This window comes from Blautia faecis, from assembly GCF_027662325.1.
Classification (GTDB): domain Bacteria; phylum Bacillota; class Clostridia; order Lachnospirales; family Lachnospiraceae; genus Blautia_A; species Blautia_A faecis.
Map to the genome: position 1 here is coordinate 26,762 of NZ_JAQDKY010000025.1, position 17,229 is coordinate 43,990.

14 protein-coding genes and 1 tRNA gene are annotated in these 17,229 nt (G+C 42.5%); 14 read left to right on the top strand and 1 reads right to left on the bottom strand.

The genetic code is table 11. The annotated features are described in order from the left end of the window. Window positions 1–154: 154 nt before the first annotated feature. From PGQ38_RS12135 to PGQ38_RS12170, 8 genes are all read left to right on the top strand, one after another. Window positions 155–1,111 (top strand): ketopantoate reductase family protein, encoded by a 957-nt coding sequence (locus tag PGQ38_RS12135; RefSeq protein WP_226855546.1) that lies wholly within the window; start codon window positions 155–157, stop codon window positions 1,109–1,111. A gap of 291 nt (window positions 1,112–1,402) precedes the next feature. Further along, window positions 1,403–1,903 carry a DUF3990 domain-containing protein gene (locus PGQ38_RS12140; protein ID WP_270431913.1) on the top strand — a complete coding sequence of 167 codons (501 nt, stop codon included), beginning with the start codon at window positions 1,403–1,405 and terminating at the stop codon, window positions 1,901–1,903. Continuing rightward, on the top strand, window positions 1,881–2,522 hold the full coding sequence (locus PGQ38_RS12145; protein ID WP_195992626.1) for a helix-turn-helix domain-containing protein: 642 nt from the start codon (window positions 1,881–1,883) through the stop codon (window positions 2,520–2,522). The genes PGQ38_RS12140 and PGQ38_RS12145 overlap by 23 nt, the downstream gene beginning before the upstream one ends. Before the next feature lie 513 nt (window positions 2,523–3,035). Further along, on the top strand, window positions 3,036–4,424 hold the full coding sequence (locus PGQ38_RS12150; RefSeq protein ID WP_055174131.1) for an alanine/glycine:cation symporter family protein: 1,389 nt from the start codon (window positions 3,036–3,038) through the stop codon (window positions 4,422–4,424). Between the two features lie 137 nt (window positions 4,425–4,561). After that, window positions 4,562–4,843, top strand: coding sequence for a hypothetical protein (locus PGQ38_RS12155; RefSeq protein WP_118583217.1), 282 nt, complete (start codon window positions 4,562–4,564; stop codon window positions 4,841–4,843). Continuing rightward, window positions 4,840–5,301, top strand: coding sequence for a hypothetical protein (locus PGQ38_RS12160; protein WP_118583219.1), 462 nt, complete (start codon window positions 4,840–4,842; stop codon window positions 5,299–5,301). The genes PGQ38_RS12155 and PGQ38_RS12160 overlap by 4 nt, the downstream gene beginning before the upstream one ends. 630 nt (window positions 5,302–5,931) lie before the next feature. Then, entirely contained in the window at window positions 5,932–6,210 is a 279-nt protein-coding gene (locus PGQ38_RS12165; RefSeq protein ID WP_270431915.1) for a type II toxin-antitoxin system Phd/YefM family antitoxin, read from the top strand. 2 nt (window positions 6,211–6,212) lie between these two features. Continuing rightward, complete coding sequence (locus PGQ38_RS12170) at window positions 6,213–6,530, top strand: type II toxin-antitoxin system RelE/ParE family toxin (protein ID WP_270431918.1); 318 nt, start codon at window positions 6,213–6,215, stop codon at window positions 6,528–6,530. 471 nt (window positions 6,531–7,001) lie between these two features. Here the strand turns inward: PGQ38_RS12170 and PGQ38_RS12175 are convergent. Beyond that, window positions 7,002–7,073: transfer RNA gene (locus PGQ38_RS12175), tRNA-Gln, on the bottom strand. 428 nt (window positions 7,074–7,501) lie between these two features. On the opposite strand from PGQ38_RS12175, the gene PGQ38_RS12180 reads away from it, so the two are divergent. The 6 genes from PGQ38_RS12180 (at window position 7,502) to PGQ38_RS12205 (ending at window position 17,193) form a co-directional block, all read left to right on the top strand. After that, window positions 7,502–8,977 carry a nicotinate phosphoribosyltransferase gene (locus PGQ38_RS12180; RefSeq protein ID WP_173719198.1) on the top strand — a complete coding sequence of 492 codons (1,476 nt, stop codon included), beginning with the start codon at window positions 7,502–7,504 and terminating at the stop codon, window positions 8,975–8,977. Between the two features lie 156 nt (window positions 8,978–9,133). Continuing rightward, window positions 9,134–13,789, top strand: a complete 4,656-nt coding sequence (locus tag PGQ38_RS12185; protein ID WP_270431920.1) for a leucine-rich repeat protein — start codon at window positions 9,134–9,136, stop codon at window positions 13,787–13,789. A 462-nt stretch (window positions 13,790–14,251) separates the two neighbouring features. Next, entirely contained in the window at window positions 14,252–15,658 is a 1,407-nt protein-coding gene (locus tag PGQ38_RS12190; RefSeq protein WP_270431922.1) for an MATE family efflux transporter, read from the top strand. Between the two features lie 6 nt (window positions 15,659–15,664). Continuing rightward, window positions 15,665–15,979: a hypothetical protein gene (locus tag PGQ38_RS12195; RefSeq protein WP_270431924.1), complete on the top strand. Its 315-nt coding sequence runs from the start codon at window positions 15,665–15,667 to the stop codon at window positions 15,977–15,979. Further along, window positions 15,970–16,182, top strand: coding sequence for a GHKL domain-containing protein (locus tag PGQ38_RS12200; RefSeq protein WP_270431926.1), 213 nt, complete (start codon window positions 15,970–15,972; stop codon window positions 16,180–16,182). Before PGQ38_RS12195 ends, PGQ38_RS12200 begins: the two co-directional genes overlap by 10 nt. A 3-nt stretch (window positions 16,183–16,185) precedes the next feature. Then, on the top strand, window positions 16,186–17,193 hold the full coding sequence (locus PGQ38_RS12205; RefSeq protein ID WP_270431928.1) for a GTP-binding protein: 1,008 nt from the start codon (window positions 16,186–16,188) through the stop codon (window positions 17,191–17,193). The last annotated feature ends 36 nt before the right edge of the window (window positions 17,194–17,229 follow it).

The window sequence follows — 17,229 nt, forward strand, 5'->3', positions numbered from 1 at the left end:
AGATTTTCACTCTTATGTCTGTTTAAAGGATAAATCGCCTGGATTGTGGAGTCAAGTAGAAAAAAGCAAGAATTTTTGTATGGAGTTTTTATCAGATAATGATAAAATAGTAATATCTGTCTAGAAGGGAAAATATACATGGGAGGTTAAGACAATGAAGATAAAAACAGTTGCAGTTCTTGGCGCAGGTGCGGTTGGGTCTTATGTGATATGGGGGCTTTCCAGGCGGAAGGATATCCGGCTGGGAGTTCTTGCAGAGGGTAAGCGTGCGGAGAAATTGAAAAAAGGCTGCACGATCAATGATGAGGTTTATCATCCGGAAGTATGGACACCCCAGGAAGCAAAAGGGGTAGACCTGCTGATCGTGTCTTTGAAATATGGAGCGCTGCCAGGTGCAATGGACAGCATCCGCCAGGTTACAGGAGAGAATACCACGGTCATGAGTCTTATGAACGGCGTGGACAGTGAGAAATTGATTTCCGATGAAATTGGAGCTTCCCATGTGATCTATTCGGTAATAAAAGTTGCTTCCCATAAAGAGGAAAATGGATATTGTTTTAACCCGGAAACCACCATTGGCATTATTTTCGGAGAGCCTTGCGCACCCTATGACAGTGAACGTGTGCAGGCCATTGAGGCTCTTTTTGCAGATACCGGACTGCATTATCGCTCTACAGAATATATCAGGGAAGAAATGTGGAGCAAATTCCGGCTGAATGTATGCAATAATCTGCCCCAGGCAATTCTAGGGGCAGGAGTTGGCTGTTACCAGGACAGCGTTCATATGAAAGCAATCAGCGACGGACTTAGAAGAGAACTGGAAGCCATTGCTTCTGCAAAAGGAATCGATATAAGTAAGGCTGCTGCATCCTCTGGACATGGAAGTGCCGTTCCCCCATCAGCCAGATATTCCACATTGCAGGATCTGGATGCGGGACGCCATACGGAGATTGATATGTTCTCAGGCGCGTTGGTCCGCATGGGGCGGGAACTTGGGATTCCTACGCCGTATAATGAATATACCTACCATATGATAAAAGCTTTGGAAGAGAAAAATGATGGGAAGTTTGACTATAGCAAAGAGGATGGAGAAGTAACCTGTTCCAGGTAAAGAATTACAGCTATTGAGAGGCGTAAAAATGAACAATAAATGGCTTGATTTTGCAATCCGTATTCAAAGCATCGGCTGCACTCTCTTGTATCCACAGAGGCGGCTGGAGTCGAGAAAGCACATGAAGAAAAATGACGACATTATTGCATTTGTTAAAACAAAATGTTCGTAGTTTTTTGAGTGATTATAGAAGAATGGAAGAGACTGGAAATTTGAATTCTGGTCTCTTTTTTTATATCTTCAAATCTGTAACAAGGTGTAAATATTTAGATATGCTCATAGAAGGGAGAATTGGAACCAGAGCAGGTTCGGAACATTATGGACAGCATGATAAGAAAATTGTATGACATGGAACTGGAAGAACAGGGACGGAGCGACTGGCAGAATGGAAGCATTGCAGAAGAGGGGAAAAGATATCTGAAAGAACATTTTTTGCTGGATATTTCAGAATATGATGTGATCATAGGATATCGGGCAGATGATTCTTATTTTTCGTTTGCACAGGATTTTGTGGCAGGGGTAATCTCGTTACAGAAGCTTTCGGAAGCTATGCAGCTTGGGAAACTTGGTGAGCAGATTGTGTTGAAAAGTCCGCAGGCATTTGAAAAAATCCAATATGTAAAAAGTGAACCGGTTGACATGCAGGCGTACTATATAAAGAAAATAGAGCGGGAGCGTGCCGCCAGAAAAGAATATCGAATGAGTAAACGACAGAAAGCAGATTTAAACGAACTGTTTATATTGGATATTATGCGAGAGGAAATGGAAAATGATGATCCACGCTTATTCTGAAGATTATTTGAATAATGCACAAAAAATACTTGGAGATATGATGGATTATGCGGTAAATACGTATGAGTTTTCTCCGAATCAGTTTTATGAGATGTTTCTGGTATCGGATGTGTCAATGCAGTTTCAGACAGGAAATCCGACTTATGTGGCAGGAAAGACCGGGTGTGAACTGGTAAAAGAAGTAATTCGGAAATCAGGTCTGTTGATTCCAGAACTGGAAGATGAAATGTATCTGGATAAATCTCCGGAGTACTGGTGTGGTTGGGCACTGGCCTATTATCAATGGTACACAGGGCGAAGCTTCATAAAAATCTATCATGCGGTCTCAATCGAAGAGATTTTAAACATGTATCCAGTTTATCACGAAATGGATATTTCCAGATTTGTAGAAACCATAAATGAAAAATGGGATCAGTACTATGTGGAAACCAATTTGAAGCGGCTTCGGATGTTATCCGGTCTGTCCCAGAGCGAGCTGGCAAAGAGGAGTGGTGTGGCACTTCGTCAGATCCAGCTTTTTGAACAGCGTCAGAGGGATATCAACCATACAAGGGCGATTGATGTGTTAAGTCTGGCAAGAGAAATCGGCTGTAAAAGTGAAGAACTGCTGGAAATTTAAAAGATGTAGTAATACGAAAAAAGGGGATGTGAAATAAGTCCCCGCGCCGCAACTCTCGGGTTTTCTGTGAACTTTGTTCACAAAAAACACCTCGCGGAATGTTACCAGTGAACCAATGGTATTTAGATAATGCAAACAATACTTGATGAAATTCCATGTTAAACGATGCTGTAGGCTTCAAACATAGTTGAAAGCTTGATTGCCAGTAAATAAACTATTTATTTTCAACGACAAATAAGATGATGTGATTTTATTAAAAGGAAGAGTTTCGCCGGCGGATATGAATATGGCGGTAGAGGAAGCAAGAAAGTTTACACTGGATATATGTGAACAGTTTTGGTAAGGTGAAAGATTTAATTATTTAAAGTTTTTGACTTTAAACCCTAAAAGTACTTGCGTTTAAAGGTTAATATGGGCTATACTATTATGGTATCTGTCCGGGAATCAGGCTGTTGTAGATGACGTGAGCAGCATGTATCCCGGATGTTGTGAGTATGGAAGAGGGTTTAAAGTATGATAGTTACTCTGATTGAGAAAGTATATAGTTTTCTGTGGGGAGATCTGGTGCAGATTCCACTGCCGGGCGGCAGCACTCTGGGGATTTCGCTTCTGATTATATTACTGATTCCTACAGGAATTTATTTTACGGTTCGGACGCGTTTTCTGCCGATTCGCCTGTTCCCGGATATGGTGCAGGCACTGGTTGAGAAGAAACAAGAAAAAAACAGTCTGTCTTCATTTCAGACACTGATCGTTTCGACGGCAACCCGTGTCGGTATGGGAAATCTGGTCGGTGTTGTTGCGGCAATTTCGGCAGGCGGCGCCGGTGCGGTTTTCTGGATGTGGGTGACGGCAATTATCGGTTCATCAACAGCTTTTATAGAAGCGACACTGGCACAGCTTTATAAAGAAAAAGATCCGCTGTACGGAGGTTACCGCGGCGGTCCGGCGTATTATATTCATGCATATGTAGAAGAAAAACAGAAGAAAAAGAGAAACAAAGTGGTGATTTCTGTGTTGTTTGCAATCTCCGGTCTGATCTGCTGGTGCGGTATCAGTCAAGTGATCAGCAATTCTGTTGTTTCTTCATTTAAAAATGCATTTTCCATTCCGCCGATCTATATGACGGTAGTACTTGTTGCTGTGGCTGCTGTGATAGTGCTTCGTAAAGATGCGACAGTTAAGATCCTGGATATGGTAGTGCCGGTCATGGCGGTATGCTATTTTGCAATCACGATTCTGATCATTGTGATGAATCTTGGAAGTTTGCCGGGTGTTTTTGCAAGAATTTTTGAGGAAGCATTTGGATTCCGACAGGCAGCAGCCGGCGGTTTTGGCGCAGTCCTAATGAATGGAATCAAACGTGGACTGTTTTCGAATGAAGCAGGTTCCGGATCTGCTCCGTGTGCGGCAGCAGCGGCAGAATGTGACCAGCCGGTCAAAGCCGGATTGGTACAGGCGCTCGGGGTATTTGTGGATACGATTGTGATCTGCAGCTGTACAGCATTTATCATGCTGCTTGCGCCGGAAGAAAAAGTTACAGGACTTTCCGGAATGGATCTTCTGCAGACAGCAATGGAACATCATCTTGGCCGTTTTGGTGTGATCTTTATTGCGGCGACGCTGTTTTTATTCAGTTTTTCGACGTTTCTGGGCATCCTTTTTTATGCGAGATGCAATGTTGCATATCTTTTCGGAGATAACTGGGCTTCACAGACTGCATACAAAGTACTGGCGCTTGTGATGCTGTTCATCGGCGGCCTTGCAGCATATACATTTGTGTGGGATCTTGGTGATGTTGGAATCGGACTGATGACGATCTTTAATATCATCATTCTTTACCCACAGGGTGAGAAGGCTCTGAAAGAACTGAAAGAATACGAAAAAGAAAAAAGAAAATGAAAAACACAAAGAGGAAGCATTTGAAACTATGTCTGTTGTTATTGTTTATGGTTCTGGGATGTTTTGCGATAACCAATGTCAGGACGACAACGGTGCAGGCATCATCGCGGACGTTCAAATCAAATGGCAGAACCTATATGGAAAAGCATAATGACAATACACTTAATACGGTATTGTATCAAAAAGTTTCCGGACGTTACAAACAGGTTGCGAAATCGTCAAGATATCTCATCTACAGATTTTCTTATGGAAAGAAATTGTATTTTTCAAGTGCTGACGATGAAGGAACAGGTATTACCTGCACATATACGAAAGGCAAAAATGGATTTAAACTTGAACGAAGCAAGATGGTACTGACAGAACGCAGTGGAAGATATGCAGTCGGATATATCTGTATGATCGTGTATACAATTTTATGATCCCGTTTGTGGATGTTGTTTACGACGGGGATGATTATGAATTTGAAATTTCCCTTGAGCCAAAGGATCCGTGCTGCTTTGGATTTAAAGTAGTATATCATAACGGTTCATTTTTACTCCTGCAGAATATTGAGTCAATAGACATCTCCTGTGTCCCGGGAATGGAATATATTGAAAACGATGAAGAACTGTATGACCGTGAACCGTTTACGGTAGAAGTTGGAAATACAGAAGACATTGATAAAATCGCAGATATTCTCCGTGAGCTTGGAGACCATTATCTGGAAGAAGATGTAGCATCTATTCCGTTATCACTCACTGCTTATATGAAAGTCACATCTTTTAATCCAGTTGTATATGAAGTTTGCTACATGGATAAAGAAAGAAAACAGAGGACAGTAGAAGAGGAGAAACTTCGAAAAGAAGCAGTACAGGAACTTCTGATATACCAGGGGTAATTTTCGAACATTTTTTGGGGATGTGAAAAAACTCAATCGAGTTTTTTCACATCCCCTTTTTTCACGTTCAAATATATCAGAGAAAGGAAAGCACCTGTATATCAGCAGATCAGCGGTACAGGGCAAAGGCGCTAGAGAATGATAAAAGAGGCTGAACGCTATCTGGACTATGCGTGGGTTGATTGGGAGTATAGGAAATGAGCTAAAAGTGATGGAGAAGAGAACAAAAAATATTTTCGAGTAAAGATCAATCGAATACCACCATATTACCCTATAAACGCAGCTTACGACTTTGAAGAGGATGTGTGGGCTTACTCAGACAAGGGAGCAGAAAATAAAGTAAAAGGGCAGTATAAGAAATGTTACGGAAGCCATGTTATAGAAAAAGTTATAGAAGTGTCTAAGGCTGATTTCCGTGGAGACAAAAAAGTTGTGATGTAAGAGAAGAAGAGAAAATTCTATGTTCAATTACTACTGGGGATGTCGAAATGAGGTATTAATCGACATCCCCTTTTGGGGTGCTAGAACAAATGAAGAATTCTAAAATTTATGAATGGAATTGACTAAGAAGTTGAAAGTATAGACATTAAATGATATAATTTTCATATATAACAACAGGAGGTGCGTATTATGTTTGCTATGCAGGAAACTATCAGACCATCAGCAGATTTAAGAAATCATTATAATGAAATTTCCAAGCAGTGCCGTGAGGGAAAAGAAGCTGTTATCATAACTGTAAATGGAAGAGGCGATACAGTGTCTCTGTCCTATGAAGAGTACAAGAACATGAAATCAAGAATCGAATTGCTTGAAATCCTTGCTGAAGCAGAAGATGATGTAAAGAATGGTCGCGTTGCGCCAATCAGTGAAACCTTTGATGATTTACGTGCTATGCTGCAGGAGGGCTGAGTTTGAAATACAATATTGTTCGTACTGATACCGCAGATGCTGGTCTGCGAAAGATTGTATTATATATTTCGCAGAATTTTGGCAATGATGTAGCCTTGAAAAAGTTAGACGAAATAGAAGATCGTATACGACAGCTGGGAGAAAATCCAGATCTTGGAATTGATCCAAGATACCTGGTATTAAAGCGTCAGGGCTATAAGGTATTGATTCTTGAAAAAGACCTTGTATTTTATAAAGTTAATGAAGCCCGAAAGGAAGTTATTATATATGCTGTCGTAGACCAGAGACAGGATTATTTGAACATTATCCGAGGGCTGTGAGGCAAACGCCGAAATATAACTGACCAAGTAAGTCAATTAAGGTTCGCCTTCGGACAGAAGAATAAGTGGTGGGAGTACTAAAATGGATTTGTGCACTTGAAGCGTGGAAACTGTCTTGATTATGAGGCGAAAATATCACAAAAGTAAACATAATTTTTTGTGCAAAAGGTAGAAAAAGTAGAATTTTGTCGATTTTTAGCCGATTTTCTTCATTTTTCCTGTTTTCAGCACCTTTTGGCAGCAACGTCATTTTAAATTGACCTATAATCGCTCCCAAATTGACCTATCACATCTGAAAACCACCGAAAATGCAGTAAAAATCAGTAAGGAAAATAAGAAGAAAATTACCTATCGGAGTCATGAAAAAAGAATCTCAGAAAAATTTTAAAAGTCCCGCAAAGCCAGTAAATACGCGCCTTCCGGGACTTTCATAACATGAAAAAAGCACCTCATCCGAGGTGCTCCACTTAGCAGGGCTACAAGGATTCGAACCTTGAAATGACGGAGTCAGAGTCCGTTGCCTTACCATTTGGCGATAGCCCTATGTGTCTTAGCAAGGCGTTTCTCGCTTGCGACATGTTGTATTATATATCAATGCATATATAAAAGTCAACCCCTTTTTTCAAATTTTTTTAAAAATTTATTCAATTTCTGTGAAGCCTTGATTTTTCGGGGAAAAATTAAGATTTCGCTTTTCTTTTTCCTGTGCATTTTGAGATGAATGTGTTATAATCAAGCAAAATATACGGAATCGCATAGGTCGCTGGCGGGAAGCTTTTGGAGTTTTTCGACACACTCTAAGATAGTAGTGCCAGAAACTTTTTTACTTTATAAGAAATTACTTCGCTTTGTTCCTGTGAGTCTATGGTTACCGTATAAAATTTTTATAATTAAACAGCCTGTCTGGAGCCTGTTTAAAATTATTCAGGTAATTGGTTCTCAGACTGGCCTCATTAATAAGGAGAATAAACATGAGAGCAAATAACCTGACTCTGCTCACGGATCTCTATGAACTTACCATGATGCAGGGGTATTTTAAGAACCCAACTGACCAGACTGTCGTATTCGACATGTTTTACCGTGATAACCCATGCGGAGGCGGTTTTGCTATCTGTGCAGGACTGGAGCAGGTAATTGAATATATTGAGAATCTGAGATTTACAGACGCAGATATCGAATATCTTCGCGGTCTTTCCATTTTTGAGGAGGATTTTCTGGAATATCTTCGCTCCTTCCATTTTACCGGCGATATTTATGCCATCCCGGAAGGCACTGTTATTTTCCCAAGAGAGCCAATGGTGAAAGTGGTAGCACCGATTATGGAAGCTCAGCTTGTGGAAACTGCGATTTTGAACATTATGAACCATCAGAGCCTGATTGCTACTAAGGCAGCACGTGTCTGCTATGCGGCGAAAGGTGACGGAATCATGGAGTTCGGTCTTCGCCGTGCCCAGGGACCGGATGCCGGTATTTTTGGAGCCCGTGCAGCTGTGATCGGTGGTTGTGTCGGAACCTCCTGCGTGCTTACTGGCCAAATGTTTGACGTGCCAGTGCTTGGAACCCATGCACATTCCTGGATCATGAGCTTCCCGGATGAGTATACTGCATTCAAGACATACGCAAGAATGTATCCGGATGCATGTATCCTTCTGGTAGACACTTACGACGTGCTGAAATCCGGTGTTCCCAATGCAATCCGTGTATTTGAGGAAATGCGGGAGGAAGGCATTGAGCTGAAAAAATATGGTATCCGTATCGACAGCGGTGACCTTGCTTACCTTTCCAAAGAGGCATATAAAATGTTATCGGCAGCTGGTTTTGATGATGCGACCATTTCTGCATCCAGTGACCTTGACGAATATCTGATTGAGAGCCTGAAAGCCCAGGATGCCAAGATCAATTCCTGGGGCGTTGGAACACGTCTGATCACTTCCAATGATAATCCGGCATTTGGTGGTGTATACAAGCTGGCAGCAGTGAAAAATCCTGAGACAGGTGAATTTGTTCCGAAGATCAAGCTTTCTGAGAACACCGCTAAGGTAACAAACCCTGGAAACAAGACAGTATATCGTATTTACAGCAAGTCCACAGGAAAGATTAAAGCTGATTTGATCTGTCTTGCTGACGAGAAGCTGAACCCAGATGAAACTATGGTAGTATTTGACCCGGTTGACACCTGGAAAAAAACTAAGATTCTGGGTGGTACTTACGAGGTTCGTGAGCTTCTGGTTCCGGTTATTAAGGAGGGAAAACGCGTTTATACGTCTCCTTCAGTAATGGAACTTCGCGCAATCTGCCAGAAAGAACAGAGCACTCTCTGGGACGAGTCCAGACGATTCTCCAACCCACAGAAGGTTTATGTGGATCTTTCTCCGAAGCTTTTTGAGGTGAAGAGAGAGCTGATTGAGGAGATGAGCCGTAAGGATCTGGAGTTTGAGGAAGAGTAATTTAATAAGAAAATAAATGGGGCGATGTATCAGCGGAAACGATACATTCGCCCCATTTTTTGTTGAAATTAACCGGAAAAGTGCAGAAAAAAACATAGTGTACAGAATGTAAAAATGGTAAACTGTAGGAAAGAAAATTTTTTACAGGAGGAGTGTATGAAAAAAAGAAAATCCATTGGTCTGTGGGTGGGAATCTGTCTTCTGTTTCTGGGAATATTTGGCAGTGTAAACGTTTTAGCTGCAGTGACAGAGGGAAAAGCAGGAGAAACACTTACTGGGGAGTATGCAGTGATTATTAATACGGATACATCTGATTCGAGGAGTGCAGGCACACTAATCTTTGGTGACAGTGGAAGTACTGCATCCGCTTCAAGTGGAAGTGAGCTTCCCGCAGCTCAAAGCCTGGCTGGGCTGAATGCAGGGAGCACCAGCTCAGTCACTGCACTGAATGAAAAAAGCGCCATTTCGTCCATTACATCTGCAGATGAGACTGACGATGGTATATCCGTCCAGGCAGCGACTACCACTTATGCAATAGGAGAAGAGAAATATATTTACAGAAGCAATGGCAGCGGCAAGACCTATATATGCATTGGAATTGGTGAACATTGCTATATCTGGATGGACAAAAATATGAAAGCGGATTATGATGCCGCTGGAAAAACATCTCTCATAGCATCAGACATGGCGAGTATTTATGACAGACAGCCCTATCAAATCCTGAAAACACTGGCAGGAGGCGATCTTCCCTGGGAAGATGGATCCGGCAAGCTCTCTATTGTGCTGGAAACCTTAAGCGGCGCAAGTGGTCAGTTTCAGTATGATGAGGGAATTACAGCAATCCATATCAACACTCCGGCGGCAGCATCCTATGTCTCCGGTGAAATGACCAGAAGAAACGGTCTGCTGGTTCACGAGGGACAGCACGCAGTATTCTGGCTGAAAACAAAATTCAATGCCTCCGAGAAATATATGTGGATAAACGAAGGTCTTGCAGTAACGGTCATGGATTATCTGTGGGGCGGTACGGACACAAATGGCTGGATGAACGGAATTGCAGGAAGTACCGCTATTCGTAACGGCTCTTCCTTGATGTATAAGAGTTATCGCGATGATATTGCCCAGGACTATGGAATGCCATACCTGTTTGTCAGATACGTAATTGACCGTATGGCAGGAAGCTATGAGCCTATGGCTGTGTTGCCGAGATTTTATACAGTAGATGCTTCCTCCCTTACCTGTGAAGCTTATCTGGAGAAGGTAACAGGAATTCCGTTTAAAACACTTCTTTCAGATTTTTATACAGCTGTGGCAGCAGGAGAAGCTTCTGGTATATACAGTTTTCCAGGTGATCGGATAGCGGCAAAAAAGGCATCTGCATTTCCGGTATTTTCCGGAGACAGTGGCTCAAAATATTCCATTCCGGCAGCTTCCGCGATCCTTGTGAAACTGAAGGATGGAAAATTTACAGTCCCATCTGATGGGGAAAGCGGAATTGTTTATCGTGTAATAGGAAGCCGGACTTCATTTGTGAAACCAGCTGGCGGAAATGGTACAAGCAGCAGTCCTTATCAGATTGATTCTCTGGATGATCTGAATTTGATCGAGGAAAATCAGGGCGCATATTATCAGCTGACCTCAGATATCCAGACACAGGGAAGAATTAATTTTACCATCTCTTATTTTGGTGGAACGCTGGACGGAAACGGACATACGATCTATGGATTGAAGAAGCCTCTGATAGCCATGAATCAGGGAAAAATTAGAAATCTGCGTGTAGTTGCAGATTTTAATGATGATATGCAGAACGTGCAGGGCGTCATCACACAGTACAATGAAGGAAATATTGAAGACTGTATGGTGACAGGAATGATTAGCGGATATATGGGCGGAAACGGAGCTGTTGTATATCCGGAATTTGGCGGAATTGCAGGTGAAAATGCACTTGCCGGAATTATTTTTGGCTGTACATCAAAGCTGAATGTTAATTTGACAATGGCTCCTATGAAAAGCTGGGTAGGTGGAATTGCAGGTCTGAACATTGGTACTATAAGCAAGTGTGTCAGCACCGGTACGATTCGTGTTACCCAGACAAACGGAAATGAATATCCGGTCTATGTGGGCGGAATTGCGGGAGAAATCCAGAAGTTTGGGGGCATGGGCGGTGTGCTCAAAGAATGCCTCCATGCAGGAAAAATCACAGTAACTGCAGCAAACAACCGTGTAGGACAGATGTGTGGAACTGCTGCTGATAATGTACTCAGCTCTTCTTACGGTTTAAGCGGACATGTGCTGAACTGTTATGGAAAGAGTGGAGAGGGGAATTTTGTCGGCGGAACTGATGCTTCCATTGGAACAGGTGGACTTCTCACAGAGGCACAGATGAAAGATCCCAAATCTTACGTGGGCTGGGAGTTTGGAACTGACTGGAAGATTTCAGAGGATGGTTTGCCAGAGCGGGTGGAGAATCCGGAGATTACTTCATTGGAGGTAAAAAACAACTGGACTTCCTGCTACGTGGGAGAAAAACCGTGGTATTGGGGCAGGCTTTTGATAAATGGTACAACTTATTCTGAGATTACAGCCGATATGATAAGCGGCTTTGACAGTTCTGCTGAAGGAACTACTCATGTTTATGTAGAATATAAGGGGAAACAGGTTGGCTATTCAATGGAAGTTGTTGCGCCGAAAACCAGTGATATCAGCAGCATTGTAATATCAGGACAGCCGAAGAAATCTTATGTGGAAGGAGATATATTTAATCCATCCAGAGCCAGCATGTATGCAACGATTGGTGATCGTGCAGCTTATATTTATAGTGGATTTACCTATGACAAAACAGGCCCACTGAAAACCTCGGATACTAAGGTTACTTTTGATTACTTTGGAGTAAAAATACCGTGGGCGATTACGGTTGCAGCGAATGCACCAGCGGCCTTGACTATGCTTGCAGCTCCTGAGAAACTGAATTATGTAGCTGGAGATAAACTCGATCTGACTGGAGTGAAGCTTCAGATTACATATAGCAATGGAAAAGTATCGCCGGTTATTACAGGGGCTGATCTGAATACTTATGGAATACATTTGGCGCTTGGAAGTGGAAGCGGTTCATCGGCTGTGATTGATAATGGCAGAATAACAGAGTCATCAGATAATGGAAAAGATCTTATTGCTTATGTGTCTGATAAGCTGCCGGGAGAATATGGTGCCGTGATCGCTGTGCTTGGAACAATGAGCGTAACAGAACCATTGGCGATTACAGATACTGAGCTGTACGCAGTTACAGGAACTGGAAAAGAGCAGTGGATATATTCAGGCTTTGTTACTGGTGGAAGTGGTAAGTATGAAACTCAGGTTGTTTCTGAGAATTTACCGGCTGGTTTAACTGTCTTTGCGATTCCTGGCGGAGGCTCTTATGGAAGTAAATATTTTACTTTTTCCGGAACTGTCACTGCACCAGTGGGAATTTATGAGTCACAGTATAAAATTGTGGATACAGGAACAAAGACAATTTTGCCAGTCACAATAAAAATTATAGTGACGGCTTCTAATGAGGCAAGATTTTATAGTTTTGTACTTAACAAGGCGTTTAATTCCCAGTTAAAAGAGGATGTTGTTGGGAAAATTGATAATGAGAACCGTAAGATTACGCTGCGGTTGCCAAAAGGAACTGATGTTACCAGGCTGGCACCGAATATTGATTATGGTTCTGGTACAGGAACAGCGGTAGCGGATGAGTTTACCAGTGGCAGATCTCATGATTTTACAAATCCGGTACAGTATGTTCTGACAGCGCCAGATGGCGTAACGAAGATAACATATACGGTTACAGTTGTTTTTTACGATGAAACGCAGGGTGGTTCCGGGGAAACTGAGCATACGCATACCTGGGATGCCGGAGTTATAACGAAAGAGGCTACCATTTCGAGTACAGGAATTAAGACATATACCTGTACTGTGTGCCAGAGCAAACGCGAAGAGGAAATTCCGAAGTTGGTTGTTTTACCGACGAATACGCCAGTACCGACAAATACGCCAGTACCGACAAGCACGCCAGTACCAACGGCAACGCCGACGAATACGCCAGTACCGACAAACACGCCGGTGCCAACGGCAACGCCGACGAATACGCCAGTACCGACGAACACGCCGGTACCAACGGCAACGCCGACGAACACACCAGTACCGACGAACACGCCGGTGCCAACGGCAACGCCGACAAACACGCCGGTACCAACGGCAACGCCGACAAATACGCCAGTGCCAACGACAACGCCGACAAACACACCTGCGCCGACTGGATATAAAGTGGGCACAACAGTGAAACATCCAGCGACAAACGGATATTATAAAGTTACCGCCACCGACACAGTAGAGTATATAAAACCGATAAAGAAAAAAGTAAGCACTGTCACAATTCCAGACAGCGTAAATCTAAAGGGCGCGAATTACAAAGTAACCTCAATAGCCTCCAAAGCATTCAAGAGCAATAAATACCTGAAAAAGGCTATTATAGGAAACAATGTAATCCAGATTAAGAGCTATGCCTTTTATAAGTGCACGAAACTCTCTTACGTACAAATCGGCGGCTCAGTAAAAGCTATCGGAAAACAAAGCTTTTATGGCTGCAAAAAGTTAAACGAAATGAGAATCTACACCTCCCGCCTGAAAGCCAAATACGTAGGCTCCAATGCCTTCAAAGGCACTCCATCCAGGATGAAAGTCTACGTCCCCAGGAAAAAGGCAAAGAGCTACAAAACGGTTTTGGTAAAACGAGGCATAAGCAAAAAGATTGTAATAAAGAAGATGTAGTATTTGTTTGTGTTATGGGGAGGTTTTCGAAGAAAGCTGGATCTTCAAACATCGAAAAAGCAATAGGCGGATCAAATTAATGTAACAAGAGAATATATAAGGGACTGTAATAGATGCGTGCTGCGTATGAAGTGACATTCATCTGTTATAGTCCCTTTTCTCTTGACATTTTTCCACGTAATGTGCAAAATAAACCTATAAAGTTCAAACAATTTCAGGAGAAATTATATCATGAGACAGGAGTTTTTACACTTAAAGGCACCGGAAAACTGGAGTTAGAAGACACTTTCCGGCCAGGATGCCCTACGCAGCAGTAACCCATTCTGCATAAAAACAACCTTCTAAAATGGGGACTGTCTGAATGTCGAAGATTACCAGATTTCCATAAGAAATGGAACAATTTGTACTGACAGAACAAGAGTATTATAAAAATATGAATTAAAAAGAAAGTTGTGAAACAAAATGAAACGAATTGATTTTGAAAATGGCACGGTAACCAGAAACATTTTCAGCGCTGCAATCCCCATGCTGGTGGCGCAGATACTCAGTCTTTTATATAATATTGTAGACAGAATCTATATCGCCAGAATCCCTGAAGTGGGAACTACGGCGCTTGGCGCAGTCGGCTTATGTTTCCCGCTAATCGTGATTATCACTGCCTTCGCCAATCTGTTCGGCAGTGGTGGCGCGCCTGTTTTTTCCATAAACAGGGGCAAGAAAGACAACCAGAAAGCGCAGGAGGTGATGAATACTTCCTTTACTATGGTGTGCGGAAGCGGGATCATTCTGATGATAACAGGTATGCTTTTTGCAAGACCTCTGCTGGTACTTTTTGGAGCATCTGAGGATGCTTTGGTTTATGCATATCCCTACATGATGATCTACCTGATCGGAACGGTTCCATCCATGATCGCCACAGGAATGAACCCATTTATCAATGCACAGGGATACGCGACAACTGGCATGCTTTCTGTAGCAATTGGTGCAGTCGCCAATCTGATCCTGGATCCATTATTCATTTTTGTGCTTGGTTTCGGAATCAAAGGAGCTGCCATTGCGACTGTTCTTTCCCAGTTCCTATCAGCTGCTTATGTACTACTTTTTCTTGAAAAAAGAGCGGAAATGAAAGCTCGGCTTTTGAAAAAAACAGAGCTGAAAAGCTGCAAAGAGAATGCAAAAAACATTGTCAGTCTTGGTACTGCAGGCTTCATTATGCAGCTGACAAACAGCCTGGTAACCATCTGCTGCAACAATGTTCTGGGGGTCACCGGAGGGGATGTTTACATATCCGTTATGACTATCGTATCCAGTGTCCGTCAGATGGTAGAGACGCCGATTTATGCTATAAATGAAGGAACATCACCTATTCTGAGCTATAATTATGGGGCAAAAAGACCGAAGCTTGTCCGCAAGGCAATGGTCACTCTGGCAGTAATGGTTCTGGTTTATACAGCAGTAATGTGGAACGTGATTATCTTTGTTCCGGATTATCTGATTGCCATTTTCAGCTCCGATAAGCTCTTGATAAAGGATGCAGTTCCGGCACTGAAAACCTACTTTGCAGCCTTTATTTTTATGGATCTGCAGTACATTGGACAGACTGTTTTCAAGTCTTTAAATAAGAAAAAACAGGCCATTTTCTTCTCGCTTTTGAGAAAAGTTTTTATTGTAGTTCCGTTGACATACCTGCTTCCCTACGTGTTTAAAATGGGAACTCACGGAGTATTCCTGGCAGAGCCGGTATCTAATGTAATTGGCGGAAGCCTTTGTTTCGTTACAATGCTGCTGACTATATTGCCGGAATTAAAGAGGCTGGAAAAGAAAAACGGAGAGGCAGACCGCCTCTCGGGGGACTTTAAAACGAGGTAAAAATATATGGAAAATACAATTATAATCGCAATTGTAAGTTTTCTCTGTATCCTGGCTCATGTCCCCACTCTGATCCTGCGAATTGTTCCGTTTCACGAAAAAATCTCAGATAAAGACAGGATCAGACTGACTGTAATCTATGCAATTGGTCTGGCTGTGGACTTCGGAATCTGCATGTGGGTGGGAAATTACCGGGAAATTGACGTGCCGTTTTATAAGATAAATCTGATTGCTTTCTGTATTGTAATGGCTGCTGTAAATATCTGGCTTGTCCCTGGATTATTGAAGTTGCTACGGAGAAGAAACACGACATGCTTCTGATTACGGTAGACAATTCTTTTGATGGAATATTATTCCAGGAAAATGGGAAAATTTACTCAAAAAAACGGCAAAACAAACAGGAAGGAATCGGCATTCTTTCCATGAAAAAACTTTGCGAAAAACATGGCGGAGCCAGTCACTTCGAAGCGGTCGGCAACAGGTTCCAGGCCAGCTTTATATTGAAAAGTGAGGTTGAAGATTAAAAAATGGTTAAAGTTGATTTAATTACAGGCTTTCTTGGCTCAGGAAAAACGACTTTCATAAAGAAATATGCTGCATGGCTGATGAGTCAGGGGCAGAATATTGGAATTCTGGAGAATGATTTTGGTGCAGTGAATGTGGACATGATGCTGCTTCATGATCTGGAAGGTGAGAACTGCGAGCTGGAAATGGTTTCAGGTGGATGTGATGCGGACTGCCACAGAAGACGTTTCAAGACCAAGCTGATCGCAATGGGAATGTGCGGATATGACAGAGTTCTCATTGAGCCTTCCGGGATTTTTGATGTGGATGAGTTTTTCGATGCCCTTTATGAAGAGCCGTTGGATAAGTGGTATCAGATTGGAAATGTGATTACCATTCTGGATGCCAGACTGGAGGAGAAGCTGCAGCCACAGGCAGAGTATATTCTGGCTTCAGAGGCGGCTGATGCAGGTTGTATTGTTCTGAGCAAGAGCCAGGAGGCATCTGAGGAAGAGATTAGTGGAACTGTGAAACATCTGAATCGCGCACTGGAAAGCGTGAAATGCAAACGACGTTTTACAGAAAATGAGATACTGAATAAGAATTGGGAAAAGTTTACAGATGAGGATTTTCAGAGGATTTTCAACAGCGGGTATGTGATGGAAGATTTCGAGAAACAGTGTTTTGATGAGAAAGAAGGGTTCCAGTCATTGTATTTTATGGAGCTGAAGATTTCCGAGACACAGTTGGAGAAAGCAGCGCATCAGATTCTGGATGATCCGGAATGTGGGGATGTTTTCCGAATTAAGGGCTTTGTGAAATTAGAAGAAAATGCTGCCGCGGTAACCGAAAACGAAAAAATGAATTCGGGCTCCGCTCAGAAAGTGTCCGCCGACAATAACTGGCTGGAATTAAACGCCACCCGTAAAGAATTTTCCCTAAGGCCCATTTCCGCAGGCCAGGAAGTCGTGATCGTGATCGGGGAGAATATGAATGAGGCGCGGATACGGGAGTATCTGGGGACAGAATAATTTATGCGAGCGATGAGCAAAAGGAAAAACCTCTGG